We start from the raw sequence: 26263 nt of genomic DNA on the forward strand, positions 1-26263 counted from the left end.
TCAGTCCTTCAGACCGGAGTTCATGTCCGCGCTCATGATCTGGCGCTGGAAGATCAGGAACAGGATGATCATCGGCAGCAGTGAGATCACTGAGGCGGCCAGCAGCACCGACCAGTCGATGTTGTCCGCACCCACGATCGAGCGCAGCGCGATCTGCAGCGTGTACTGGTTCGGGTCGTTGAGCACCAGCAACGGCCAGATGTAGTCGTTCCACCGCCATTGGAAAGAGAAGATCGCCAACGTCACGGCCATCGGCTTGGCGAGCGGCAGCATGATGGAGAAGAAGGTCCGGATCTCCCCCACCCCGTCGATGCGCGCCGCCTCGAGCAACTCGTCCGGGACCGTCTTGAAGTACTGCCGGAACATGAACACACCGGTCGCGGTGACGATCGAGGGGATGATGATGCCCGGGAGCGAGTCATACAGGCCCAGGTCACGGATCACCACGAACGTCGAGGGCATGATGACCTCGGTCGGCAGCATCGTGGTAGCGAGGATGCACATGAAGAAGACGTTGAGCCACCACGCCTTGTACTTGGCGAGCGCATACCCGGTCATCGAGGAGACGAGAACGGTCAGTGCCGTCGTCACGACCGCCACGATGCCGGTGTTGGCGAAGTACCGGGCGAAGTTAAACCGGCTCCAGGCGCTCTCGTAGCCGGAGAGGGTCCAGGTCTCGGGCAGGATCGACAACGGCAGGCTGAACAGCTCGCTCCCCGGCTTGAAAGAGCTGAGGATGAACCACAGCAGGGGGAACGCGTACAGCGCTGCGAGCACCCACAGGATGATCGTTCCGGGCGTCGCTGAGGCCTTCTTGCCCCGCACGGGCACAGCAGTCGTCTGCGTCTGCGTCTGCGTCGAGCTCACTGGACGTCCTTCCGGTCGAAGCGCATCTGGATCAGCGCGATCACGATGAGAATCACCATGAGCACCATCGAGGCGGCACTGGCGTAGCCGATATCGCCTCGCTCGAACCCGGTGCGATAGATGTACTGCACCATCAGGACGTTCTCGGTGCCCGGGCCTCCGCCGTTGAGTGCCTGGATCATCGCGAACTCCTTCATACCGCCGATCGTGGTCAGCAGAACGACCAGGAAGGAGGTGGGCGCCAGCAGCGGCAGGGTGATCCTCCGGAACCGCTTCCAGCCCATGGCACCGTCGATCGCTGCTGCTTCCAGGTACGACTGCGGGATGTTCCGCAGCGCAGCAATGAACAACAGCATCGTGAACGCGGTGCCGCCCCAGGTGCCGGCGATCAGCACGACCACCAGTGCCAGCTCACCGTTGGTCTGCCACTGCACCGGGCCGATCCCGAAGATCGACAGGAAGTAGTTGAAGAAGCCGAAGTTCTCCCCGAACAGCCATCGCCAGATCACACCGTTGACGATCGGGGAGATCAACCAGGGGAGGAAGAACACCGCACGTGCCGCGGTCTGCCCGCGCGCGAGTTTCGTCGTCAGCAGCACCGCGAGACCGAGCGGGATGATGAAGTGCAGCGGCACCGAGAGCCCGACGAACAGGAACGTGCGCCCGAGTGCGCTGTAGAACTCGGGATCGCCGAAGAGCCGGGTGTAGTTGTCGAACCCGATGATGTCGGGGGTGCCGAACCCGCGGTAGTCCGAGAGCGAGTAGATGAAGCCGAAGACACCCGGCCAGACGAAGAACAGTGCGAACAGCACAACCGCCGCGGCGATGAAGATCAGCGGTGCGATCGTCTGACCACGGCGGATCGAGCTGCGCCGGCGTCGAGGATGCTGGGGGGCCGGTGCGGTCTGCTCGACCGGCTCGGCGGTGGACGCAGTCATGTGGCTCCTTCGAAGGATCGCAGGTGCGCCCGGCTGTCGGGCCGGGCGCACCCGGAGTATCAACGGATCGAGGTCAGCGCCTGAGTCAGCTGGTCCTTGATGTTCTGGATCGTGGCGTCGACGTCCTGCTCGTCGTTGAGGTACTTCACGACCTCATCACGCAGCGGGTCGCCCTCGAGCTGCAGGCCCTCGGCCTGGAAGATCAGCTCCTGCGCCTTCACCTCTCCGGCGATCGGGTCGCACGCGGCAATCTCGGCGTTGTACAGGTCGAAGAACTCCTGGTTGCTCTCGTAGGAGATCTCCAGTCCCTCCACAGCCGGCAGGAACCCAGAGGTCTCGCTCAGCTCGGTGTAGTTCTCCGGCTGGTACAGCCAGCTGATGAAGTCGTAGGCCGCATCGGACTGGTCGCCCTCGAAGACCACGATGTTGGCGGCGTTACCGAAGTTCGTGGCGCGTACCGGCTGCTTGGGCAGGTAGACCGAGACCCACTCGAAGTCAGCGATGTTCTCCGCGAAGTCGGCGATCTGCCACGAGCCGGAGAGGTAGGAGACCACGTCACCGCTCTTGAAAAGGGCGTTCGGGTCGCCGTCGGAGAGCCAGACCGAACGCGGCATGAAGGAGTCATCGTTCAGGCTGTAGAAGTACTCCAGCGCCGGCTTGGTGTTCTCGTTGGTCTGGTACTCATTGTTGTCGTCGGCCAGGAACGCATCGGATCCGAACTCGTACAGGAAGGCCTTGAGCCGGTGCGAGGTGCGGTCCATCACCATGCCGTAGCTGACGTCCGCCGCCTCCTGCACCCGCTTGACGGTCGCGACGTACTCGTCCCAGGTCCAGATCTCGTCCTCCGACTGCGGGTAGCTCTCACCCGCAGCGTCGAAGAGAGTCTTGTTCAAGAACAGCCCCACCGCGGTGACATCGCTTGGCAGGGAGAGCACCTTGCCCGACTCGTCGATCACGGAAAGGTCGGTCATCGCACCGGAAGCCTCGGCGATCTCGCTGAGGTCGCGGCAGGCGTCCTTCCACTGCGGGTCGAACCCGCCTGGCCGGGCGAGTGCGGGCAGGTCGTTCGCGAGGGCGGCGTTGCGCAGCCGGGTCTGCAGATCGTCGTTGGCGACATCGACGATCTCGATGCGGACGCCGGTCTCCTCTTCGTACTTGGTGGCCATGTGCTGGTAGCCACCACCCTGGTTGGCGTCACCGGAGAGGTAGAACTGCAGTGTGGTGCCTTCGGCGCTGCCATCGCTACCGCCATCGGAGCAGGCGGACAGTCCCACCGCGGCGGCACCACCGGCGAGGCCGCCGGCGATCAGCTGGCGGCGGCCGATGACTGGATTGAGTACGGGATTCATGAGTGCACCTCTCGTCCTTGAGTGCGTCTGGTGGCGTGGGGCCGGCACCGGGCGCAGGGAAGCGTTTACCAGGTCAGGTTAGGACAACACCTTTCGAATCTCAAGGGTTTGTTCGAACAAAGTGAGTCACAAATCGGACACATGTGACAATCATCTCATCGTGGCGCGGTAGCCCGGCCCGCCAGATCGGCCAGTGCACGGGCCACGGGAGCCGGAGCCTCCACCGCACTCAGGTGCCCGGCCGCGGGGAGTTCGACCACCGTGGCGCCCAGCGTGCGGGCCATCTGCTCGTGATCGTCGCCCGTGGCGACCCCATCCTCAGATCCGCGCAGGACCAGAGCCGGGACCTCCAGCCCGTCCAATACGGCGAGCCGGTCCGGACGCTCCGCCATCGCCCGTTGCGCCCAGGCGATCCCCGACGGCGGTGCTTGCGCCAGCCAGTCCTGCACCCGGGCGCGGGTCGCCTCGGGCGCCCCGGGAGCGAGCAGCACGTCGATCATCGGGGCCACCACCGTGGCACCATCGACGAGGGCTGCCTCGGCCATCTCGAGTCGCTTCCGGCGGGCGGGGTCGGGGTCGGCTGTGGCCTTGGTGTCGAGCAGGCCCAGGCCGGCGAGCAGTCGCGGGTGCCGTTCGGCCAGCGCAAGCGCCGTATAGCCACCCATCGAGAGACCGGCCACCACCGCCCGGTGGATGCCCTGGTTCGCCAGCGTCTCGGCAATGGCATCGGCATAGGCCTCCAGCCCGCCCTCGACGGGTGCCGATCCGCCGAACCCGGGCGCGTCCACAGTGAGGACTCCCACCTCGGGCATCGCCTCGAGCACGCCGGCCCACATCGCCGAGTCCAACGGGAAGGCGTGCAGCAGCACCAGTGGGAGATCGGCTGCTGGACCATGAGCGGTGACGGAGAGCATGAGAGTCCCTTCTTCGAACCTACGCTCCCCGAGGGTACTCAGCACCGAAACCGGTAGCGGAGCAGACCCAGCGGTGATGGGATGTGAAGACGCCGGACGGCGCAGACCGACCTGAGGAGCTCGCGATGGGCGAGGACATCACCACACCGTCGTTCTCACGGGAGCACCGCCAGCGCTACCGGGAGAAGGTGCGCCGGTGCCTGGACGTCTTCGAGGAGATGCTCAGCACACATCACTTCGAACATGCTCCGTCCCGCACCGGACTGGAGATCGAGCTCAACCTGGTCGACTCCGACCACCAGCCGACGATGAAGAACGCGGAAGTCCTCCGCGAGATCGCCGACCCCGCGTTCCAGACCGAGCTCGGCCGGTACAACATCGAGCTGAACGTCCCACCCGCCGAGCTGCCCGGCGATGCCGTGCTCGAACTGGAGGAGAAGCTGCGCCAGGACCTCAACCACGCTGAGGAGCGCGCCAGCAGGCACGGGGCCGCGATCGCGATGATCGGGATCTTGCCCACCCTGCGGCCCGAGCACCTCACGGGCGACTGGATGAGTCCCAACCCCCGGTACCGAGCACTCGAGGACGCCGTCTTCGCCGCGCGCCGGGAGGATCTTGACCTCGACATCTCCGGCGCCGAACCCCTGCGCATGACCACCGGAACGATCGCGCCGGAATCGGCGTGCACCTCGGTCCAGCTGCACCTGCAGGTCTCCCCCACCGACTTCGCCGCGCACTGGAATGCTGCCCAGCTGCTTGCCGGTCCGCAGCTGGCACTGGGTGCGAACTCGCCCTATCTCTTCGGTCACCAGCTATGGGCCGAGACCCGGACCGAACTGTTCCTGCAGGCCACCGACACGCGTTCCCCGGAGCTGCGCAACCAGGGAGTGCGCCCGCCGGTCTACTTCGGCGACGGCTGGATCACCTCGATCTTCGACCTCTTCGAGGAGAACGTGCAGTACTTCCCGGCACTGCTTCCTGAGTGCACCGACGAGGATCCCGAGGCCGAGCTCGCTGCCGGTCGCACCCCGCAACTGGGCGAACTGCGGCTGCACAACGGCACCGTGTACCGCTGGAACCGCCCGATCTACGACGTCGTGGACGGCGAACCACACCTGCGCGTGGAGAACCGGGTGCTCCCGGCCGGGCCGACAGTGGTGGACACACTCGCCAACGCCGCCTTCTACTACGGGGCACTGGAGATGCTCGCGCAGGACGAGCGCCCGGTCTGGACCCGGATCTCCTTCGCCGCGGCGCACAGCAACTTCACGGCCGGGGCACGCGACGGCGTCGAAGCGCAGTTCTACTGGCCCGGCTACGGGGATGTGCCATGGGACGAGCTGGTGCTGCGCCATCTGCTGCCACTGGCGGCCGAGGGCCTGGCGCGACGGGGGGTCGCTGCGTCCGTGGTGGACCGATATCTGCCGATCATCGAGGCGCGATGCAAGTGGCGCCGCAACGGCGCCTGGTGGCAGACCGAGACGGTGACGGCCTTGGAGCGCAGCGGCCTGGACCGCCCGGCTGCACTCGCCGAGATGCTCCGGTTGTACCTGACCGGCATGCACGCGAACGAACCGGTGCATACCTGGCAGATCCCCGACTGAGGGCTCACCTCATCCGTCAACGAGGACCGCGGCGCCCACGTGCCTGCCAGCATCCACGGTGCCAGTGACGGCGCTCGGCCAGCGCGGCCTCGGCACCGAACAGGTGGTCCTCACCCCAGGCGACTACATGCGCGGTACCGGGAGCGATCTCCTGCAGGCATCCCGGGCACCGGTAGATCTTCTCCGATCCCGCCACGTTACGGACGTTCCAGCGCCTTCCATCGCTGCCGGACTCCACCCGGGGCCGGCCGCGCAGCACGGCGTCGACGTCGAGCTCCGGGTGTGGCTCGGCGTAGCGACGCTTGCGGGACTGGCGGGCCATCGCTCCATCACATCACAGGAGCCGGGGTCTCGGCAGCGGGCAGCACCCCCGTGCGCACAAGCTCGGCGTACCAGCGGGCTGAGTCTTTCGGGGTGCGCTCCTGGGTGTCGTAGTCCACCCGGACGATCCCGAACCGGCGCTCGTAGCCGTAGGCCCACTCGAAGTTGTCGAACAGCGACCACACGAAGTACCCGCGCACGTCCGCACCCGCCGCCCGCGCCCGCCGGACGGCGTCGATGTGACCGTGCAGGTAGCCGATGCGGTCGGCGTCATGCACCACCCCGTCCCCGCCCACCTCGTCGTCGAAGGCGGCTCCGTTCTCGGTGACCATCAGCGGCACCCCGTACTCACGGTCCAACCGCAGCAACAGTTCCACGAGCCCATCTGGATCGATGTTCCAGCCCATCGCGGTGTGCGGCCCGGGCACCGGCGGAAGCTCCACATCGTCCGCACCGACCCACGGGCTGTGTGCGGAGTCGCCGTGCGTCGTGGAGGTCTCCCGCTCGCCGCCCGAGTCGGCAGCGTATGCCCGGGCGATACCCGTGCAGTAGTAGTTCACCCCGAGCACGTCGACCGGCTGGTGGATGAGGGCCGTGTCGCCCTCACGCACGAAGGAGAAGTCGGTGAGGTGGGCGACGTCTTCGATCAGGTCCTGCGGGTACGTCCCTCGCAGCATCGGGTCGAGGAAGATCCGATTCCCGACGGCGTCCACTCGCCTCACGGCGTCCACGTCACCCGGGTTACCGGGATCCGCCGGGCGGTTGACGTGGGTGTTGAGGGTGACCGCCACTTTCGCACCCGGACCCAGTTCGCCGCGGATGGCGCTGGTGGCCAGTCCGTGCGCCAGGTTCAGGTGGTGAGCGGCCTGTAGGGCAGCGACCGGGTCGGCGATCCCCGGGGCGTGCACCCCCGAGGCGTAGCCGAGGAAGGCGGTGCACCAGGGTTCGTTCAGCGTGGTCCACATCTCCACCCGGTCGCCCAGCTCACGGGCCATGAGGCGGGCGTACTCGGCGAAGGCGTAGGCGGTCTCGCGGTCGGTCCAGCCGCCGGTCTCCTGCAGCTCGGCCGGCAGGTCCCAGTGGTACAGCGTGACCACCGGTGTGATTCCGTACTCGCGGAGCGTGTCCACGAGATCGGAGTAGAACGCGACGCCGGTGGTGTTGAGGGGTCCGCGGCCACCGGGCTGGACGCGGGGCCAGGAGATCGAGAAGCGGTAGGCCCGCAGGCCGAGCTCGGCCATCAGGGCGACGTCCTCACGCATCCGGTGGTAGTGGTCGATCGCCACATCACCGGTGTCACCGTTGAGCGTCTTTCCCGGGGTGCGGGAGAAGACGTCCCAGATCGAGGGGCCTCGACCGCCCTCGGAAGCGGCGCCTTCCACCTGGTAGGCGGCCGTGGCCGAACCCCAGAGGAAATCGGGTCCGAAAGTGGTCATAGTTGCTCCTCCAACACAGGCATCAGTCGGTGATCGTGACGGTCACGGTGCTTCCGGAAGGCTCGTATCGGCGGCCTCGGTGAACCAGCACCCAGCCGGGCGCTTGGCCGCGCACCAACGTGGCCTCCAACCGGTCGCCGGAACGGCGCACGGACATCTCCGCAGCGCACGCGACGCCGTCGGGGGTGGGAACCTGCACGGCCACCTCGGCGCCGTCGGCCAGTTCGAAGGCATGCAACTCGACGCTCTCGGCGTAGGGATAGTCCGGGCGGTCGGTGACCGAGCCGAAAGCGATCACGCTGCCTGGCCGCGCCAGCAGGGGCACCGAATCGAAGCCGTGCCGCTCCCGCACCCATCGGCCACCGGCCACGCGCTCTCCGGTCAGCACCCGCGTCCACGTGCCCTCGGGCAGGTAGTACTCCACCTCGCTGGTGTCGAACACCGGAGCCACGAGCAGATCCCCGCCCAGCATGTACTGGGTGTCGGCGGCGGAAACGGACCGATCAGCCGGGAAATCCATCACCATCGGGCGCATCACCGGCACACCCTCGGCCGAGGCGATCTGCCCGGCGCGGGCGAGATAGGGCATCAGCCGGTGCTTGAGGTGGGTGAACATGCGGGTGACCTCCACCGACTCCTCGTCGAACGCCCACGGCACCCGATAGGAGCTCGAGCCGTGCAGGCGGCTGTGCGAGGAGAGCAGACCGAAGGCGACCCAGCGTTTGAAGACCGCCGGATCAGGGGTTCCCTCGAAGCCACCGATGTCATGACTCCAGAACCCGAATCCAGAGGCCGCCAGGGAGAGCCCGCCGCGCAGCGATTCGGCCATCGCGAGGAAGGTGGACTCGCAGTCCCCACCCCAGTGCACCGGGAACTGCTGCCCGCCTGCGGTGGCCGCGCGGGCGAAGACGACAGCCTCGCCCCGACCCCGCTCGTCCTCCAGCACCTCGAAGACGCACTGGTTGTACAGCTGGGCGTAGTAGTTGTGCATCCGTTGCGGATCCGAGCCGTCGTGCCAGCGGACGTCGGTGGGGATGCGCTCGCCGAAGTCGGTCTTGAACGCGTCGACCCCTTGACGCAGCAGTGCACGCAGATGCTCCTGGTACCACGCCCAGGCCTCGGGATTGGTGAAGTCCACCAGTGCCATCCCGGCCTGCCACATATCCCACTGCCAGGGGTCTCCCTCGGCCGTGGTCACCAGGTATCCCTTCTCGGCCCCCTCGGCGAACAGGCGCGAGCGCTGGGCGATATAGGGGTTGATCCACACGCACACCTTCAGGCCGCGCTCGTGCAGACGGCGCAGCATCCCGTCGGGGTCAGCGAAGGTGGCCGGGTCCCACACGAAGTCGGTCCAGTGGAACTGCCGCATCCAGAAGCAGTCGAAGTGGAACACCGACAGCGGCAGGTCACGCTCGGCCATCCCGTCGATGAAGGAGGTGACGGTGGCTTCGTCGTAGTCGGTGGTGAAGGAGGTGGACAGCCACAGTCCGTAGGACCACGTCGGTACCTGCGCCGGGCGGCCGGTCAGAGCGGTGTAACGGCGCAGCACGTCCTTCGGGTCCGGTCCGTCGATCACGTAGTACTGCAGGTGCTGGCCGGCCACCGAGAACTGGGTGCGGGAGGCCACCTCCGAGGCGATCTCGTAGGAGACCCGTTCGGGGTGGTCGACGAAGACGCCGTACCCGCGATCGGAGAGGTGGAAGGGCACGTTCTTGTACGCCTGCTCCGAGGACGTGCCACCGTCGGCGTTCCAGACGTCGATGCTCTGGCCGTTCTTGACCAGGGGGCCGAAGCGCTCCCCGAGCCCGTACAGATGCTCACCGATGGCCAGGTCGTGCTGCTCACGTACGAACGGCCCGTCCGGGGCATCGATGATCGCCGTTCCCTCAGCGGTCGCGGTGGTCAGGATCGATCCGTCGGCGCGGACCAGCTCCAGCCGCCAGGGGCCCTCGGTCGCCACCCGGGCCGTGAGAGCGCCCGTGGTCAGCGTGGCAGAGCCCTTCGAGCCGTTCGAGCCGTTCGAGCCGTTCGAGCCCTCGGTGGGGACGTTGGTGTGCACCGGCACGCTCTGGGCGGCGAGGGCAAACCGGGGGGTGCGTGGACGACGGCCCGCGAAGTGCTCGATCCGCACCCCGACCACGCCCTCGGCCGGGGAGTCGATCCGGATGGTGATCATCGGGCGGTTCAACGTGTCTCCACGATGACGCAACGGCGCCGTGGCCGCGTGCACGAGGAGGTGGTCGCCGCCGTCCTCGACGCTCTCGACCTCCCGGGGGCGCAGGATCTGCACTCCCTCGCGTGCCAGCCAGTAGCCGTCGGTGAACTTCATGCTCGTCTCCTCGCGGGCGATGCCCCGGACATGCTGCTCGGTGTGCGAGCAGCCAGGCTTCGGTGAAGCGGTGTCGACCAACGGCGTCATCGATTTGTCGAAGCGCTTCAACACGGTACCGTCGGCACTGTACGGGGCATCCAGGTCCCGGTGCAACGTGACGGAAGGATCTCCCCGTGGCCACGATCGACGATGTCGCTCGCCGCGCCGGCGTCGCGGCCTCGACCGTCTCCTACGTCCTCTCGGGGAAGCGATCCATCTCCCCCGCCACCCGCAGCCGGGTGGAAGCGGCGATCGCCGAGCTCGGCTATCACCCGCACGCCGGGGCGCGGGCACTGGCCTCTGCCCGCACCCAGGTGATCGCGTTGATGGTGCCACTACCGATGGCACCGGGCACCTCCACCCTGCGGCCGGACGTCGACGTCAACGTGCTGATGCAATTCGTTGCCGGTATCGCGCCGCGCGCCCGGTCCCAGGGGTACGACGTGCTGCTGGTGACCGATGACGACCCCGGCGCCGCGGAACGCGTATGGGCGGGCTCGACCGCCGACGCCATCATCGCGATGAGCGTCCAGGCCGAGGACCCCCGCACGGAGGCACTCGCCCGCGCGAAGATGCCGGCGATCCTGATCGGGCTGCCGGAGGACCCCCACGGCCTGAGCTGCGTCGACTTCGACTTCGAGAACGCCGGCCGCCTCGCGGTGCGCCATCTCGCGGGTCAGGGCCACCGGCACATCGTCATGGTCGGACCGCCGGCCACCACCTTCGAACGCCGGATGTCCTTTGCCGAGCGCATCGTGCGTGGGATGCGCGAGACAGCCGCCTCGGCCGGCGTCAAGTTCAGCGTCGTTCCCACCGCTGCCCGGCGGGACGCTGTTGCTGCGTCGCTCGCCCCGGTGCTCGACCGCGACGACCGCCCGACGGCGCTCGTCGTCCACCACGAGGCAGCACTGCCGAGCGTGCTCGACGTGCTGCGCGACCGCGACTGGCACATCCCCGGCGACATCTCGGTCGTGGCCGTCGCACCGCCAAGCATCGCCGAGCAGCAGGCGGCCCCGCTGAGCTCGATCGAGGTCCCGGCCCAGGCCATCGGCGCCACGGCCGTCGACATGGCCATGGCGGCGATACGGGGCGAGGGGACGTCGGAGACGCGGCTGGTGCGGGCGAGCCTCACCGATCGCGGGAGCACCGCCAAGCCGTCCGCCTGAGGCGCCGGTCGCCGTTCGGCGCCAACAAGCGCTTCGACAGCGTTGAGCATCATCACCGCCCGCACATCTCAGCGGCCATATGCGTGAGCTGGCCACAGATCACTCACGACGCCGATGATCACTACCCTTTGACAGACTCGCGAGGACCGGTCATCATCGAGACATTGTGTCGAAGCGCTTCAACTGGTGATGACGAGATCGCCCGCTTCGTTGACGTCGAAGGAGATGCGACAGATGCGTAGAAGATTCCTGGCCGTGGCCGCCCTCTCGGCAGCCGCCCTCACCTTGGCTGCCTGCTCTTCGGACGGGGCAGAGGGTTCCGACGGCGACCAGAGCACGCCGGACGGACCGATCACGCTCGACTACTGGGCGTGGGGCACGGCTCAGCAGCCGATGGTCGAGGCGTGGAACGAGGCGCACCCGGACATCCAGGTGGTGCACACCGACGCCGGCGGCGGCGGTGACTCCTCCGCCAAGCTCGTGACGGCGACGCGGGCCGAGAACGCTCCGGACGTGGCGATCGTGGAGTACAACACCCTCCCTGCGATGATCGTGGCCGGAGTGGCCGCCGACATCAGCGAGTACACCGGCGACCTGGAGAGCGAGTACGCACCGGGGGTGTGGAGCCAGGCCACTTTCGACGGCGCCAGCTACGGGGTTCCGCAGGATGCCGGGCCGATGGCCCTGACCTACAACCAGGCGCGATTCGACGAGCTCGGCATCGAGGTCCCCACCACGTGGGCGGAGTTCGCCGAGGCAGCCGAGGCCGTCCGCGAAGCCGACCCGGGTACGTACATCACCACCTTCGCCCCGGCCGAGTTCGGCGGGTTTGCCGGCCTGGCGCAGCAGGCGGGTGCCGAGTGGTGGACCGTCGACGGCGACACCTGGACCGTCGGCATCGACAGCGATGCTTCGCTCGAGGTCGCCGACTACTGGCAGGACCTCATCGACCGGGATCTCGTGCTCGCCGAGCCGCTGCTGACGCCGGAATGGAACGCTGCCCTGAACGACGGTGAGATCCTCTCCTGGCCCGCTGGCCTGTGGGCTGCCGGCGTGCTCAATGGCGTCGCCGGAGAGATGGCTGGGGACTGGGCGATGGCCCCGCTGCCTCAATGGGAGGAGGGCAACTCCTCGGTCGCCTTCCAAGGAGGTTCCGCCGTCGTGGTGACCACCTCGGCCGAGTATCCGGAGATCGCGGCCGAGTTCGCCGCGTGGATGGGCGCCTCCGACGAGGCGGCCGCGATCCAGATCGAACAGGGCCAGTACCCGGCCTCGCTGGCCGGTCAGGAGCTGACGCTGGAGTCCGATCCGCCGTTGCTGATGCCCCAGCAGGAGGACTACTGGGCCGTCGCCGCTGAGATCGCGGCCAACACGGTGCCCGAGATCAGCTGGGGACCGAATGTGAACGTCGCCTCCAGCGCCTTCCAGGACGCCATGTCGGCCGCTGTCCAGAACGGCACCCCGCTGCGGGAAGCCCTGGCCACGACACACGAGGCCGTGGTCGAGGACATGGAGACCGCCGGCTTCACCGTCGAGACCGACTGAGTCACCGACCGCGACGGTGCAGAGAATGAGCGCAGAGACGACAGCGGCCCCGCTGGAGCGCCGCACGCGCCGCCGGCAGCGGGCTCGATGGGTGGCCCCGTACACCTTCCTGCTGCCGGCTGGGATCCTGTTCATCGCCTTCCTGGCGATCCCGATGGTGTACGCCCTGTACCTGAGCTTCCGCGGGCTGAGGGTGACCGGCGACGGCCCGTTCGGGATCCAGGAAGAGACCTGGGTCGGGCTGTCGAACTACGTCGCGACCTTCACAGATCCGGAGTTCCTGGCCGGGTTCGGGCGGTTGGCGATCTACGGCGTCATCGCCGTGCCGGTCACCCTGGGGCTGGCACTGACCTTCGCGCTGCTGCTCGATCTTCCCCGGGTGCGCGGCGCGCGGTTCGCCCGCACCGCGATCTTCATCCCGTATGCGGTGCCTGGGGTCGTCGCCTCCCTGCTGTGGGGATTCCTCTACCTACCCTCGACGAGCCCGGCCAACTGGCTGCTGGGGCAACTCGGACTGCCCGAACTCGTCGTCCTCGAGGGCGGCATCCTGTTCGGCTCGGTGGCGAACATCGCGATCTGGAGCGGCGTCGGGTTCAACATGATCATCATCTACACCTCGCTGCGGGGCATCCCCGGCGATGTGTACGAGGCTGCGCGCATCGATGGCGCCTCGGAGTGGGACATCGCCTACCGCATCAAGATCCCGTTGGTGGGTCCGGCGCTGGTGCTGACGGGGCTCTTCGCCCTCATCGGAACGCTGCAGGTGTACGGCGAGCCGACCACCCTGCGGCCCATGACCAACGCCATCTCCCAGACCTGGGTGCCGTTGATGAAGATCTATCGCGACGCCTTCGTCCGCGATGATCTGTCCCTCGCGGCAGCCTCCTCCGTGGTGCTGGCGCTGGGCACCCTCGTGCTGTCGGTGCTGCTGCTGCGGATCACCCAGAAGCGAACCTTCGGAGAGTCCTGATGGCCACGACCACCGTCTCCCCCGCCACCCGCCCCCTCCCGACGGCGACCGGTCGCCCCGGCGCTCCCGCTCACCCACGGCGCATCGTGCCCACTCTGGTGCTGCTGATCGGCGCCCTGTACTGCCTGGTCCCGGTCGCCTGGGTGGTCATCGCCTCCACCAAGTCCAACTCCGAGCTGTTCACCACGTTCACCTTCGCCCCCGGGTCCGGGTTGTGGGACAACCTGCGGGACCTGTTCAGCTACGGCGGCGGGCAGTTCGCCCAGTGGGCGCTCAACAGCCTGATCTTCGCCGGCTTCGGCTCCGTGGCCTGCACGCTGATCTCCACGATGGCCGGGTTCGCCCTGGCCAAGTACACCTTCCCCGGGCGTCAGATCGTCTTCTACGCCATCCTCGGCGGTGTGCTGCTGCCCGGCATCACGCTGGCGATCCCGCAGTACCTGCTGATGTCCGAGATCGGCCTGGCCGGCACGTACTGGTCGGTGCTGCTGCCCTCGTTGATCTCCCCATTCGGCATCTACCTGGCGCGGGTCTATGCCGGCGCGGCCGTACCGAGCGAGACCATGGAAGCCGCCCGCATCGACGGCGCCGGTGACGCACGCGTGTTCACCGCGATCGCACTGCCGATGCTGGTTCCCGGGATGGTGACGATCTTCTTGCTGCAGTTCGTCAGCATCTGGAACAACTTCCTGCTGCCGTTCATCATGCTCTCCGACGAGCGCATGTACCCGCTGACCGTCGGGCTCTACACCCTGCTGTCGAAGGGATCCGGTACACCGTCGCTGTACAGCCTGGCGATCATCGGTGCGGCGGTGGCGATCATCCCGCTCGTGGTGATGATGCTGGTCCTGCAGCGCTACTGGCGGCTGGACCTGATCAGCGGCGGACTCAAGGGCTGACAAGACCTCAAGGAGCACCCATGACCGACATCCTCACCGGCGCCAGCGGCTTCCTGTTCGGCGGCGACTACAACCCCGAGCAGTGGCCGCGCGACGTCTGGGCGCAGGACCGTGAGCTGATGCGCCGCGCCGGGGTGAACACCGCCACGATCGGGGTGTTCTCCTGGGCGCTGCTCGAACCCCGCGAAGGAGAGTACGACACCGCCTGGCTGGACGAGGCGATCGACTCCCTCGATGTGGCCGAGGTCTCGTTCTTCCTCGCCACCCCGACGGCGTCCCCTCCCCCGTGGTTGACCCGCGCCCACCCGGACGCACTACCGGTGCGCCCCGACGGCACCCGGGTGCTGCACGGGTCTCGTGACACCTATGCCATCAGCTCCCCCGCCTACCGAGCGGCCTCCCGGCGGGTGGCGCGGATGCTCGCCGAGCGATACGGAGACCATCCCCGGCTGCGCGGCTGGCACGTGCACAACGAGTACGGCACGATCGACCACGGCCCGCACGCGGCAGCGGCCTTCCGGCGGTGGCTGCAGGCGCGGTACGGCACCCTGGAGGCCTTGAACGAGGCCTGGTACACGGCGTTCTGGTCCCAGCACTACGGCGACTGGGAGGACATCCTGCCGCCGATGCAGACCCAGTACTTGCACAACCCGGCCCAGGTAGTCGACTTCAAGCGGTTCTGCTCCGACGAGATGCTCGCCGCCTACGACGAGCAAGTGGCCGAGATCCGGGCGGCCGGATCGGCAGCTCCGGTGACGACCAACTTCATGCTGCCCACCTGGAACCACCTGGACCAGTGGGACTGGGCCACCCACCAGGATCTGGTCTCGATCGACCACTACCTCGATACCACAGGCTCCGACGGCGAGACGCACGTGGCCTACGCCGGTGACCTCACGAGGTCGTGGGCCGGCGGACCGTGGTTGCTGATGGAGCAGAATGCCGTCGGCATCCGCGTGGGCGATCGCACCTTCGTCAAGGATCCGGATCGGATGATCCGCCACTCCCTCGGCTACATCGCCCGCGGCTCGCAGGGCTCGCTGTTCTTCCAGTGGCGTGCCTCGGCCGCTGGCGCCGAGTCCTGGCACGGCGCACTGGTGCCGCATGTGGGGCCGGAGAGTCGAGGATTCGAGGCCACTGTGGCTCTCGGGGGCATGCTCGAGCGAATCTCCGAGGTGGCCGAGCCGCCTGCTCAGGGGCCACTGGTCGAAGCCGAGGTCGGCATCGTCTGGGATGCGGGCGGCTGGTGGTCGCTGGAGACCCCGCACCTGCCGAACGAGGCTCTCGACTACTCTGCCGAAGTACGCGCTACGCATCGCTCACTGTGGCGGGCCGGGATCGCCTCAGACTTCGTCCGGACGGGTGCCGACACCTCCCGCTACCGGGTGCTCGCCATCCCGAGCCTGTTCGCCATGGATGACGCGACCGTGACGTGGCTGCGCGGCTACGTCGAGGCAGGCGGTCACCTGGTGGTCGGCCCCTTCAGCGGGGTCGCCGACGAGAACCAGCGGGTCGCCCTGGGCGGCTACCCCGGGCGGATCCGTGACCTGCTCGGCGTGCGGGTGGAGGAGATCCGGCCACTCGATCCTGGCGAGACCGCCACGCTCTCGGACGGTTCCACCATCGAGCAGTGGACCGAGCGGATGGCACTGACCGGCGCCGAGGAGATCGCCTCCTACGCGAGCGGTGACCTGGCGGGCCTGCCTGCGATCGCGCGCCACGCCGTCGGGAGTGGCCGTGCCACCTACCTCTCGGCGCGGCTGCGACAGGAGGCACGGGATGACTTCTGGGCTCACCTGTGCGCGAGCGAAGGCATCGCGCCAGAGGTGCCGGACGCCGTCGGGACCGGCCTGGAGGTGGTGCGACGGCGGGGCGCGCACGCGGACTACCTGTTCTGCCTGCACCACGGCGACCGGGCACTGCGCGTGTCTGGCCCGGGTCATGACCTGCTCACCGATCGGCCCACGGACGGCGGTATCGTGCTGGAGTCGGGTGAGGTCGCCGTGGTCCGCACGCGGCCGGGCAGCACCTGGCACGTCACCGCTGCCTGATCACGAGGAGAGAGCCATGCCGTCCGCCAGCCAGGACCGACCGAACGTCCTGCTGATCCTCTCCGACGACCACGGCTACGGTGACCGCTCCGCCCTCGGGCACGACCCCGCGGTCCGGACCCCGGCGCTGGATAGGCTCGCTGCCGACGGCGTGACCTGCTCGGACGCCTACGTCGCCGCTCCGATCTGCAACCCCTCGCGCGGGGCGATCATCAGTGGCTCCTACCCGGCGCGGTGGGGCTCGACGTGGTTCTCCGACACCCGGTTCCCGTACGAGCGCACCACCCTGGCTGAGCGCTTCGGCGAGCTCGGGTACACGTGCGGCTACTTCGGGAAGGTGCATTACGGGCCCGAAGAGCCCGGCGACCGGGCTTGCCCGTCCGAGCACGGCTTCGACGAGTCCTACTACGGTCTTGCGGGCCAGCAGCAGGGGCGCCTGAACTACCTGATACACAGTGAGGAGGCGGTCGCCGAGTACGGCCCGGAGGCGCAGTGGCGGATGGCCGTCCAGCCGATGCTGCACAACGGCGAGCCGGAGGAGTTGGACGGATTCCTCACCGCCGAGATCGGACGGCGCGCCCGAGACTTCATGACGTCCGCCGAGGAGCCGTTCTTCACGATGGTCGCCTTCAACGCCGTGCACAACTTCTGCTGGCAGCTGCCGGCCGAGCAGCTCAAGCGCCGGGGGCTTCCCGCCAAGCCAGACTGGCACGACACCGACGACATCAGCTACCAGGACTGGTACGACGGCGCGATCGCGCCGAACCTCGAGCACGGGCGCGAGTACTACCTCGCCCAGTTGGAACTGATGGACGCCGAGATCGGCCTCTTCCTCGACACCCTGCACGACCGGGGACTGGACGAGAACACCATCGTGGTCTACCTGACCGACAACGGCGGTTCCACCTGCAACTACGGCGACAACACCCCGCTCAGTGGCACCAAGTACACCCTCGCCGAAGGCGGTGTGCGGGTGCCCTATCTCGTGCGCTGGCCCGGAGGCGGCTGGGACGGTGGACGCATCGAACGAGGGCTGGTCAGCTCGATGGACCTCTACCCCACGCTGCTGGCCGCCGCCGGCTACGAGGTCCTCGACAGCCTCGATGTCGATGGCACCGATCAGGGGACGTTGTGGCGCGGTGAGACGAAGGCCGGGCACGAGTCACTGCACTGGGAGACTGGCTTCCAGTCCGCTGTGCGGGTCGGCGACCTGAAACTGCGGATCACGCATGGCGACCACCAGGATGCCCGCGGCGTGCTGACGGTCGAACATGTCGAGGTCGGCGACGGGGTGCACCTGTTCGACCTGGCCGCCGACCTCGCCGAGGAGCGCGACCTGAGTGCAGAGCGACCCGAGGATGTCCATCGCCTCTGGCAGCGCCACGCCGCCTGGCTGCACACGGTGGGCCGGGCCGACCTGGCGGCCGTGCACGGCGAGCGGGTGGCCGCGGCCCTCGCCTGAGCTAGTCGGTGACGTCCTGGCCGTCGCGGATCACGCGCTGCACCTGCAGATCGGCATCGGTGACCACGACGTCGGCGCGATAGCCGGCCCGCAGCGCACCGTAGGGAGCGCCTTCCTCCTGGCCACGGGATCGCAGTACCTCAGCCGGGGTGAGCGAGGCCGAGCGGACGGCGTCCACCAGGGGCACGCCACCGGCGACGGTGGTCCGTACGACATCGATGAGGTGGGCGGTGCCCCCGGCGATCGACCCGCCGTTGACGAGCCGCGCGACGCCGTCGGAGACCTGCACATCGAGGCTGCCGAGCACATACTCACCGTCCGCCATCCCGGCCGCGGCCATGGCATCGGTGACCAGGGCGACATTCTCCGGGCCGACGGTGGCGATGATGTCACGCACGAGCTCGGGGTCGAGGTGGACGCCGTCACCAATCAGCTCCAGCACGATCTTGCCGCGGCGGGCGGCGGCGAGCACGACCGGGATGGGACCGGGCTCACGGTGATGCAGCGGGCGCATCCCGTTGAACAGATGGGTCACGGTCGCGCGCCGGCCACTGGTGGCAAGGCGCTCGACAAGACGCTCGACGGCGGCGCGGGTGTCCGGTGCCGAAGCATCGGTGTGGCCCACGGACGGCAGTGCGTCGGCGGTGAGCAGGGCGTCGATCGCCTCGTTCGCGCCCGTGACCTCGGGCGCGACGGTCATGGTCGCGAGGTGACCGCGGGCCGCCTCAGCCATCCGCTCCACGAGCGTGGGGTCGCCGTCGATGAGGTACGCGGGGTCCTGGGCGCCGCACCGGGACGCCGCGAGGAAGGGGCCCTCGGAGTGGATGCCCTCGATCTCCCCGGCGTCGGCGAGCTCGGCGAGCACCGCCACCCGGGCGAGCAGAACCTCCGGAGAGGCAGTGACCAGGGATGCGAGCATGCGGGTCGTACCGTAGCGACGGTGCTCGGTCACGGCTCGCATCGCCTCAGCCGTGTCGGTCACCGCCGGGATGCTTGCTCCACCGCCGCCATGGTTGTGGACGTCCACCAAGCCCGGCAGGACGTATCCCTGCGGACCCTCCGGAAGCTGCGCCAGCTCTTCGGCGATCTGGGTGGGCGCCTGGTCGGCTGCCCCCACCCAGCTGAGCCGGTCTCCCTCCCAGCAGACGATGCCATCAGGGATCTCCTGCTCGGGCGTGACGATACGCCCACGTACTGCCTGCACCATGGCTGGGTTTCCTCTCAGAACAGGCGGGAGTCGACATCGTCGATCCCGCGCATCGCGTCGTAGTCCAGCACCAGGCACCGGATGCCTCGGTCGGTCGCCAGCACCCGGGCCTGCGGTTTGATCTCCTGCGCCGCGAACACGCCTTCCACGGGTGCCAGCAACGGGTCCCGGTTCAACAGGTCCAGGTAGCGCGTCAGCTGCTCGACACCGTCGATGTCACCGCGGCGCTTGATCTCCACCGCGACATGGCCACCGTCCCCTCGGGCGAGGATGTCGACCGGCCCGATGGCCGTCGGGTACTCGCGGCGCACGAGGGCGTGACCGTCTCCGAGCAGACCGATCTGCTCGGCGAGCAGCTTCTGCAGGTGCGCCTCCACGCCGTCCTTCACCAACCCCGGATCGACCCCGAGCTCGAAGCTGTGGTCGGCCTGAATCTCGTGCAAGGAGATGATCAGGCGATCGTCGGACTTCGTGTTCTGGACCGTCCACACCTCACGCACGCCCTGCTCCCGCTGGTCGTCAGTGGGCTCGGACTCCGTCACAGCGCAGGGCGGCGTCATCCAGTTCAACGGCTTGTAGGACCCGCCGTCGGAGTGCACGAGCACCGAACCATCCGCCTTGCGCATCAGTACCCGCGGCGCCAGCGGCAGATGCGCCGTCAGCCTTCCCGAGTAGTCCACCGAGCATGCCGCGACCACGATCCTCACGCTTACACGATACGGGACGTACTGGGGTCCGGGGGTGCGGCCTCCAGCCAGGAGCGCAGGCCATCGAGTGCACCGTCTGCCGCGGTGAGCACGAACTCCTCACCTCGGTAGGAGCAGCGTGCCTCACTGATCGGTTCGGGGTGGTCCTGGAGGTGCCGACGCCGGCGCGCCAGAATGTCCAGCTCGCGGCGGCGCCATCGCCGCGAGGGCCGCAACGACAACGAGACCACCTCGTAGAAGTCGAGGTGGTCTCGTGTGTAGTCCGCGATCCCGGAGATCCAACGCGCACCCGCGTGCACGGAGCACTCGAAAGAGCCGACGCGACGGTTCAACGCGTGCAGGCGCCAGAAGAACAGGGCGGCGAGGACGAGGGCAGCGATCATCACCGTGACGACGGCGACGATCACCAACCTCATTCCCGCTCAGTTCTCGACGATGCCGGCAGCGTCCTCCGACGTGGTGGGGTCGACGACGATCGTCACGTCATCGGAATCCACCGAGAGGAAGCCGCCGCTGATGTCCATGGTGACCGGCTCGCCGCCGGACGGACGCACCCTCACCGTGCCGGGGCGCAGCACAGCCAGCACCGGCTGGTGCCCGGGCAGGATGCCCAGGTCACCATCAGCTGCGGGGGCGCCCACGCTCTGCGCCTCGCCCGACCACCAGGTGCGGTCGGCCGAGACCATCTCCACCTTCAGCGGCATCTCAGTCCTCGCTGCTGAGCTTGGCAGCGTTGCGCTCGAGGTCCTCGAGACCACCGATGTTGAAGAACGCCTGCTCGGGCACGTGATCGAACTCGCCACCGGCGATCTTGCTGAACGCCTCGATGGTCTCCGACAGCGGCACCGTCGACCCCTTCACACCCGTGAACTTCTCGGCCATGTAGGTGTTCTGCGACAGGAACTGCTCGATGCGACGGGCGCGGTTGACGGTGACCTTGTCCTCTTCGGACAGCTCGTCGATACCGAGGATGGCGATGATGTCCTGCAGCTCCTTGTTCTTCTGCAGGATGGCCTTGACCTGGTTCGCCACCCGGTAGTGCTCCTCGCCGACGTACTGCGGGTCAAGGATGCGCGAGGTGGAAGCCAGCGGGTCGATCGCCGGGTACAGACCACGGGAGGCGATCTCACGGGAGAGCTCCGTGGTCGCGTCCAAGTGGGCGAAGGTTGTCGCCGGCGCCGGGTCGGTGTAGTCATCGGCGGGCACGTAGATCGCCTGCAGCGACGTGATGGAGTGACCGCGGGTGGAGGTGATGCGCTCCTGCAGCAGACCCATCTCGTCAGCCAGCGTCGGCTGGTAACCCACGGCTGAGGGCATGCGGCCCAGCAGCGTGGATACTTCCTGACCCGCCTGAGTGAAGCGGAAGATGTTGTCGATGAACAGCAGCACGTCCTGCTTCTGCACGTCGCGGAAGTACTCCGCCATTGTCAGCGCGGACAGAGCGACCCGCAGACGCGTGCCCGGCGGCTCATCCATCTGGCCGAAGACGAGTGCGGTCTTGTCGAAGACTCCCGCCTCATCCATCTCGTCGATCAGGTCGCCACCCTCACGGGTGCGCTCACCGACACCGGCGAAGACGGACACACCACCGTGATCGGCGGCCACGCGGTAGATCATCTCCTGGATGAGCACCGTCTTACCGACACCTGCACCACCGAACAGACCGATCTTTCCACCCTGCACGTAGGGGGTGAGCAGGTCGATCGACTTGATGCCCGTCTCGAACATCTGAGTCTTGGACTCGAGCTGGTCGAAGGCCGGCGGCTGGCGGTGGATGGGCCAGCGCTCGGTCACCTCGAGGGTCTCGCCCTCGGCCAGGTTGAGCGCCTCACCGGTGACGTTGAAGACCTTGCCCTTGGTGACGTCACCAACCGGCACCGAGATCGGCGCACCGGTGTCCTTCACCTCACCGCCCCGGACGAGTCCGTCCGTGGGCTTGAGCGCGATGGCGCGCACCATGTTGTCACCCAGGTGCTGTGCGACCTCGAGCGTCATGTCATAGGCGTCCTGACCGGGCAGGTCTACCCGGGTGGTCAGGGCGTTGTACATCTCCGGGATGGCGTCCGGCGGGAACTCGATGTCGAGCACAGGGCCGATGACGCGGGCGATCCGGCCCACGCCCGGCTCGCCAGCGCCGCTGGCCGGTGCCTCGGATGCGGTAGCAGTCATTGCAGTGCGTTCCTTCGTGTGGGTGGGTGCTCAGCTGGCGGCCAGGGCGTCGGAACCCGAGACGATCTCGCTGATCTCCTGGGTGATCTCGGCCTGCCGCGCCTGGTTGGCAAGCCGGGTGTACTTACGGATGATGTCCTCGGCGTTCTTGGTCGCCGTGTTCATCGCGCGCTGCCGTGCAGCCAGCTCGGAGGCCGCCGCCTGCAGCAGCGCGTTGAAGAGCCGGCTGCGGATGTACCGCGGCAGCAGCGCATCCAGCACGGCTTCGGGCGAGGGTTCGAACTCGTACAGCGGCAACGGCTTCTCCCCGACCGGGGCAACGCCGTCCACGACTTCCAGCGGCAGCAGGCGAATCACCTGCGGCTCCTGGGACACCATCGACTTGAACTGCGTGAAGACCACGTGCAGCTCGGCGACGCCACCGTCCTCGGCCGGAGCCCGAAAGGCGTCAAGCAGGGTGTTGCCGATCTCCTGGGCTGTCTCCAGCGCCGGGCTGTCCGAGTTGCCGGTCCAGCTCTGCACGATCTCGCGGCGCCGGAACTGGTAGAAGCTCACGCCGCGGCGACCGGTCACGTAGAGTGCGACCTCCTTGCCCTCGTCCTCCAGCTGTAGTCGCAGCCGCTCGGCCTCACGAAGCACGGAGGCGGAGTAGGCACCGGCCTGTCCACGGTCGGCCGTCACGACGAGCACAGCGGCGCGCGTGGTGTCGGTCCGCTCCGTGGTGAGCGGGTGCTGAACGTCGGTGTGGGTGGCCACGGCCGAGACCGCTCGGGTGATGGCCCGCGCGTAGGGGCTCGCCTTGACGGCCCGGTCCCGGGCCTTGCCGATACGGGAGGCGGCAATGAGCTCCATGGCGCGGAACATCTTCTTGAGGGTCTGGGTGGACCTGATCCTCTGCTTGTAGATCCGCTGTTGGGCGCCCATGCTCAGCCCCGCTTCTGCCGGACGATCTGCTCCTGGTCGATGTCCACGTCCTCGGAGTCGTCCACCTCATCGCCCACCGGGGCGGAGGGTTCGGAACCGAGGAAGGTGTCGCGGAACTTCTCGACAGCGGAACGCAGCTCGTCGGCCGTCTCGTCCTCGAACTTGCCGGTACTGCGGATCGCGTCCAGCACGCCGGTGTGGCGCCGCACGTGGTCGAGCAGCTCGCCCTCGAACCGGCGGACGTCCTTGAGGTCGACGTCATCGAAGTAGCCGTTGGTTCCGGCCCAGATCGAGACCACCTGATCCTCGGCGTCCATCGGGGTGTACTGCGGCTGCTTGAGCAGCTCCATCAGCCGGGCACCGCGGGTGAGCTGGCGGCGTGACGCCGGGTCCAGGTCCGAGGCGAACATTGCGAACGCCTCGAGCGAGCGGTACTGCGCGAGGTCGATCTTCAGCGTTCCGGCCACCTTCTTCATGGCCTTGATCTGAGCGTCACCACCCACGCGCGAGACGGAGATACCCACGTCCACGGCCGGCCGCTGGCCGGAGTTGAACAGATCCGACTGGAGGAAGATCTGCCCGTCGGTGATGGAGATGACGTTCGTCGGGATGTATGCGGAGACGTCGTTCGCCTTCGTCTCGATGATCGGCAGACCCGTCATCGAGCCGGCACCGAGGGCGTCGGAGAGCTTCGCGCAGCGCTCCAGCAGACGGGAGTGCAGGTAGAAGACGTCGCCGGGGTAGGCCTCACGCCCCGGCGGGCGCCGCAGCAGCAGCGAGACCGCACGGTAGGCCTCAGCCTGCTTGGACAGATCGTCGAAGACGACCAGGACGTGCTTGCCCTGGTACATCCAGTGCTGACCGATGGCCGAGCCGGTGTAGGGGGCGATGTACTTGAAGCCCGCGGCGTCCGACGCCGGAGCGGCCACGATGGTGGTGTACTCCAGAGCGCCCGCATCTTCCAGGGCTCCGCGCACGGAGGCGATGGTCGAACCCTTCTGACCGACGGCGACGTAGATGCAGCGGACCTGCTTCTCCGGGTCGCCGCTCTCCCAGTTCGCCTTCTGGTTGATGATCGTGTCGAGGGCGATCGCGGTCTTACCCGTCTGACGGTCACCGATGATCAGCTGACGCTGTCCACGCCCGACCGGGATCATCGCGTCGATGCTCTTCAGACCGGTCTGGAGCGGCTCGTGCACGCTCTTGCGCTCCATCACGCCGGCGGCCTGGAGCTCGAGTGCGCGGCGCCCCTCGGTGGCAACCTCACCGAGGCCGTCGATCGGGTTGCCCAGCGGGTCAACCACACGGCCCAGGTAGCCGTCACCGACCGGGACCGAGAGCACCTCGCCGGTACGGCGCACGCTCTGGCCCTGCTCGATGCCGCTGAACTCACCCAGCACCACCACACCTATGGAGCGCACGTCGAGGTTCAGGGCCAGGCCCAGCGTGCCGTCCTCGAAGGTGAGCAGCTCGTTCGCCATCACGCCGGGCAGACCTTCGACCTCCGCGATACCGTCGGCCGCCAGGGTGACGGTGCCGACCTCCTCGGCCGCGCTCGCGGACGGCTCGTAGGAGTTCACGAAGCTGTCCAGCGCAGCCCGGATCTCCTCGGGCTTGATCGTCAGTTCAGCCATCTTGTGCGTCCTTCTCCTTAGACCGCCGGGCGGTGGCGATCGGTTCGTTCTTCAGCGATGGGGGGCGGGTCAGCCGACGAGTCGTCGGCGAGCCTCGTCGAGTCGGGTGAGCGTGGTCGCGTCCACGACCTCGTCGCCGATCTGGATCCGGACGCCGCCCACGACGTTCGGTTCCACGGCCACGTTCAGCTGGACGGCACGCCCGTAGGCGCGCTGGAGGATGCCACTCAGCTTCTCCCGCTGGGCGGCGGTGAGCGGGACGGCAGCGGTGACCGTGGCCACGAGCTGCTGTCGCCGAGCCGCGGCCGCTTCGTTGAGCCGGACCAGACCGGCCGTCAATGTCGTGGAGCGGCGGTTGCCGAGCGCCCGCGAGAGCAGCGTGGCTGTCTGCGGCTCGACCTTGTCCTGCACGAGCGTCTCCAGCAGCTGGATCCGCTCGGCGACCGTACGGCTCTTGTCCGAGAGTGCCAGCCGGAGGTCGCGGTTGCCGGCCAGCAGCCGGATCACGGAGAACAGCTGCGTCTCGACCTCGAGCAGCGCTCCGGCCGCCTCCGCACTCGCGAGGACGGCGTCGGTGCCGAGAGTCTCGACGGCGTCGGCGATGTCGACATCCGCCGACCATCGCCCACGTGCCAGACCGGCGAGCAGGTCCACGGCCTGCTCACTGACCTTGCCGCCGAAGACGGAGGTCATCACCGTGGCCTTGTCGGACCCCTCGCGCGAGGGGTCCGTGAGCGCCCGGCGGAGACCGGCTGAGGCATCCAGCACATCCACGACGGCGAACAGCTCACTGCCGTACTGGTCGGCGCCGGCACCGGCCGTACGCAGCACGGGCTCAAAACGCTCCCGTGCGGCGTCGGTCGTGGCCTGACTGTTCGCCCGCATCACGCCTCCGACTGCGACGATGCCGTCGAACTCGCCGAGGACTGGGCGCCAGCACCCACGGGGCTGTCGACCGTGCTGTCGAGCTCGGCCAGGAAACGGTCGATCACGCGTGATTGGCGAGCGTCGTCAGCGAGGGACTCACCGACGATGCGGGAGGCGAGCTCGGTGGCCAGCTCCCCCACCTCCGACCGCAGCGAGACGACCGCCGACTGACGCTCGGCCTCGATCTGACGCTGAGCACTCTCCGCGATGCGGGTCGCCTCGGCCTGGGCCTTGCGCTTGGCCTCGGCGACGATCTGCCCGCCGTCGGCCGTGGCCTCCTCACGGATGCCGGCCGCTTCCTTCCGGGCAGCGACGAGCTCACGCTCGACCTCGGCCTTGGACTCGGCCGCCTCGGCCTTGGCCTGCTCGGCCAGCTGCAGTCCACCCTCGATCTTCGCCGCACGCTCGTCCAAGATCGCGTTCAACTTCGGCAGCAGGTACCGGAAGAAGAAGAACGCGATGACGACCGTGACGACGAGCGACCAGATGATGTCGTAGCCGGCCGGCAGAAGCGGGTTCGGCGTCTCGCTTGCGGTGATCATGATGGCTCCCAACGCCAGGTGTCAGGGGTCGATCAGGAGAACATGAGCCCGGCGACGAGGCCGAGCAGACCGAGCACCTCAATGAGGGCTGCACCGATCATCATGTTGGTGAAGAGCCGTCCGGAGACTTCCGGCTGGCGGGCCGTGGCGGCCTGGGTCTGGCCGATCATGACACCGAGACCGATACCGGGGCCGATCGTGGCGAGACCGTAACCGATGGTTGCGAGGTTGCCTTCCACTGCATTTCCTTCCTGTGGCGC

24 protein-coding genes are annotated in these 26263 nt (G+C 67.9%); 7 read left to right on the plus strand and 17 right to left on the minus strand.

All coding sequences use genetic code 11. From position 1 onward, the window contains the following. The 4 genes from IM660_RS13260 to IM660_RS13275 form a co-directional block, all read right to left on the minus strand. Nucleotides 1-867, minus strand: a complete 867-nt coding sequence (locus IM660_RS13260) for a carbohydrate ABC transporter permease (protein ID WP_193496148.1) — start codon at nucleotides 865-867, stop codon at nucleotides 1-3. Next, nucleotides 864-1805, minus strand: coding sequence for a carbohydrate ABC transporter permease (locus IM660_RS13265; protein WP_193496150.1), 942 nt, complete (start codon nucleotides 1803-1805; stop codon nucleotides 864-866). Before IM660_RS13265 ends, IM660_RS13260 begins: the two co-directional genes overlap by 4 nt. 59 nt (nucleotides 1806-1864) lie before the next feature. Further along, nucleotides 1865-3154 carry an ABC transporter substrate-binding protein gene (locus IM660_RS13270; RefSeq protein WP_193496152.1) on the minus strand — a complete coding sequence of 430 codons (1290 nt, stop codon included), beginning with the start codon at nucleotides 3152-3154 and terminating at the stop codon, nucleotides 1865-1867. A 155-nt stretch (nucleotides 3155-3309) separates the two neighbouring features. Next, nucleotides 3310-4068, minus strand: a complete 759-nt coding sequence (locus tag IM660_RS13275) for an alpha/beta fold hydrolase (protein WP_193496154.1) — start codon at nucleotides 4066-4068, stop codon at nucleotides 3310-3312. A gap of 125 nt (nucleotides 4069-4193) precedes the next feature. On the opposite strand from IM660_RS13275, the gene IM660_RS13280 reads away from it, so the two are divergent. Continuing rightward, complete coding sequence (locus tag IM660_RS13280; protein ID WP_193496156.1) at nucleotides 4194-5672, plus strand: glutamate-cysteine ligase family protein; 1479 nt, start codon at nucleotides 4194-4196, stop codon at nucleotides 5670-5672. A gap of 16 nt (nucleotides 5673-5688) precedes the next feature. Here the strand turns inward: IM660_RS13280 and IM660_RS13285 are convergent, their stop codons facing one another. From IM660_RS13285 to yicI, 3 genes are read right to left on the minus strand one after another with little or no spacing between them, the layout of a single operon-like run. Then, entirely contained in the window at nucleotides 5689-5994 is a 306-nt protein-coding gene (locus tag IM660_RS13285) for a hypothetical protein (RefSeq protein WP_193496158.1), read from the minus strand. Nucleotides 5995-6001: 7 nt separating this feature from the next. Beyond that, a complete protein-coding gene (locus IM660_RS13290) occupies nucleotides 6002-7429 on the minus strand; it encodes a GH1 family beta-glucosidase (protein ID WP_193496159.1) in 1428 nt (475 codons plus the stop codon). 22 nt (nucleotides 7430-7451) lie between these two features. Then, a complete protein-coding gene (yicI, locus tag IM660_RS13295; RefSeq protein ID WP_193496161.1) occupies nucleotides 7452-9758 on the minus strand; it encodes an alpha-xylosidase in 2307 nt (768 codons plus the stop codon). Nucleotides 9759-9934: 176 nt separating this feature from the next. On the opposite strand from yicI, the gene IM660_RS13300 reads away from it, so the two are divergent. The 6 genes from IM660_RS13300 to IM660_RS13325 all read left to right on the plus strand — a co-directional run bounded on the left by IM660_RS13300 (nucleotide 9935) and on the right by IM660_RS13325 (nucleotide 17893). Continuing rightward, nucleotides 9935-10966: a LacI family DNA-binding transcriptional regulator gene (locus tag IM660_RS13300; protein WP_193496163.1), complete on the plus strand. Its 1032-nt coding sequence runs from the start codon at nucleotides 9935-9937 to the stop codon at nucleotides 10964-10966. 234 nt (nucleotides 10967-11200) lie between these two features. Next, a complete protein-coding gene (locus tag IM660_RS13305; protein WP_246464947.1) occupies nucleotides 11201-12511 on the plus strand; it encodes an ABC transporter substrate-binding protein in 1311 nt (436 codons plus the stop codon). Between the two features lie 25 nt (nucleotides 12512-12536). Next, a complete protein-coding gene (locus tag IM660_RS13310; protein ID WP_193496167.1) occupies nucleotides 12537-13481 on the plus strand; it encodes a carbohydrate ABC transporter permease in 945 nt (314 codons plus the stop codon). Further along, nucleotides 13481-14380: a carbohydrate ABC transporter permease gene (locus IM660_RS13315; RefSeq protein ID WP_193496169.1), complete on the plus strand. Its 900-nt coding sequence runs from the start codon at nucleotides 13481-13483 to the stop codon at nucleotides 14378-14380. The genes IM660_RS13310 and IM660_RS13315 overlap by 1 nt, the downstream gene beginning before the upstream one ends. 20 nt (nucleotides 14381-14400) lie before the next feature. Continuing rightward, on the plus strand, nucleotides 14401-16431 hold the full coding sequence (locus IM660_RS13320) for a beta-galactosidase (protein ID WP_193496171.1): 2031 nt from the start codon (nucleotides 14401-14403) through the stop codon (nucleotides 16429-16431). Nucleotides 16432-16447: 16 nt separating this feature from the next. Further along, the gene (locus tag IM660_RS13325; RefSeq protein WP_193496172.1) at nucleotides 16448-17893 is read left to right on the plus strand and encodes a sulfatase family protein; all 1446 of its coding nucleotides are present in this window, start codon (nucleotides 16448-16450) and stop codon (nucleotides 17891-17893) included. 1 nt (nucleotide 17894) lies between these two features. On the opposite strand, the gene IM660_RS13330 is transcribed toward IM660_RS13325, so the two are convergent. The 10 genes from IM660_RS13330 to atpE all read right to left on the minus strand — a co-directional run bounded on the left by IM660_RS13330 (nucleotide 17895) and on the right by atpE (nucleotide 26242). After that, on the minus strand, nucleotides 17895-19100 hold the full coding sequence (locus IM660_RS13330; protein ID WP_193496174.1) for an N-acetylglucosamine-6-phosphate deacetylase: 1206 nt from the start codon (nucleotides 19098-19100) through the stop codon (nucleotides 17895-17897). Between the two features lie 14 nt (nucleotides 19101-19114). Further along, complete coding sequence (gene nucS, locus IM660_RS13335) at nucleotides 19115-19807, minus strand: endonuclease NucS (protein WP_193496176.1); 693 nt, start codon at nucleotides 19805-19807, stop codon at nucleotides 19115-19117. A 2-nt stretch (nucleotides 19808-19809) separates the two neighbouring features. Next, nucleotides 19810-20223: a DUF2550 family protein gene (locus IM660_RS13340; RefSeq protein WP_193496178.1), complete on the minus strand. Its 414-nt coding sequence runs from the start codon at nucleotides 20221-20223 to the stop codon at nucleotides 19810-19812. A 6-nt stretch (nucleotides 20224-20229) separates the two neighbouring features. Next, complete coding sequence (locus tag IM660_RS13345) at nucleotides 20230-20511, minus strand: F0F1 ATP synthase subunit epsilon (protein WP_193496180.1); 282 nt, start codon at nucleotides 20509-20511, stop codon at nucleotides 20230-20232. Nucleotide 20512: 1 nt separating this feature from the next. After that, complete coding sequence (gene atpD / locus IM660_RS13350) at nucleotides 20513-21976, minus strand: F0F1 ATP synthase subunit beta (RefSeq protein ID WP_193496182.1); 1464 nt, start codon at nucleotides 21974-21976, stop codon at nucleotides 20513-20515. A gap of 30 nt (nucleotides 21977-22006) precedes the next feature. Further along, entirely contained in the window at nucleotides 22007-22900 is an 894-nt protein-coding gene (locus tag IM660_RS13355) for a F0F1 ATP synthase subunit gamma (protein WP_193496184.1), read from the minus strand. A gap of 2 nt (nucleotides 22901-22902) precedes the next feature. After that, nucleotides 22903-24534, minus strand: coding sequence for a F0F1 ATP synthase subunit alpha (gene atpA / locus IM660_RS13360; RefSeq protein WP_193496186.1), 1632 nt, complete (start codon nucleotides 24532-24534; stop codon nucleotides 22903-22905). Between the two features lie 69 nt (nucleotides 24535-24603). Then, a complete protein-coding gene (locus IM660_RS13365; RefSeq protein WP_193496187.1) occupies nucleotides 24604-25419 on the minus strand; it encodes a F0F1 ATP synthase subunit delta in 816 nt (271 codons plus the stop codon). Continuing rightward, nucleotides 25419-26003, minus strand: a complete 585-nt coding sequence (locus IM660_RS13370) for a F0F1 ATP synthase subunit B (RefSeq protein ID WP_193496189.1) — start codon at nucleotides 26001-26003, stop codon at nucleotides 25419-25421. Before IM660_RS13370 ends, IM660_RS13365 begins: the two co-directional genes overlap by 1 nt. 32 nt (nucleotides 26004-26035) lie before the next feature. Next, nucleotides 26036-26242: an ATP synthase F0 subunit C gene (gene atpE, locus IM660_RS13375; RefSeq protein ID WP_159619543.1), complete on the minus strand. Its 207-nt coding sequence runs from the start codon at nucleotides 26240-26242 to the stop codon at nucleotides 26036-26038. Nucleotides 26243-26263 lie beyond the last annotated feature (21 nt).

The organism is Ruania alkalisoli (assembly GCF_014960965.1).
Taxonomy (GTDB): Bacteria; Actinomycetota; Actinomycetes; order Actinomycetales; family Beutenbergiaceae; genus Ruania; species Ruania alkalisoli.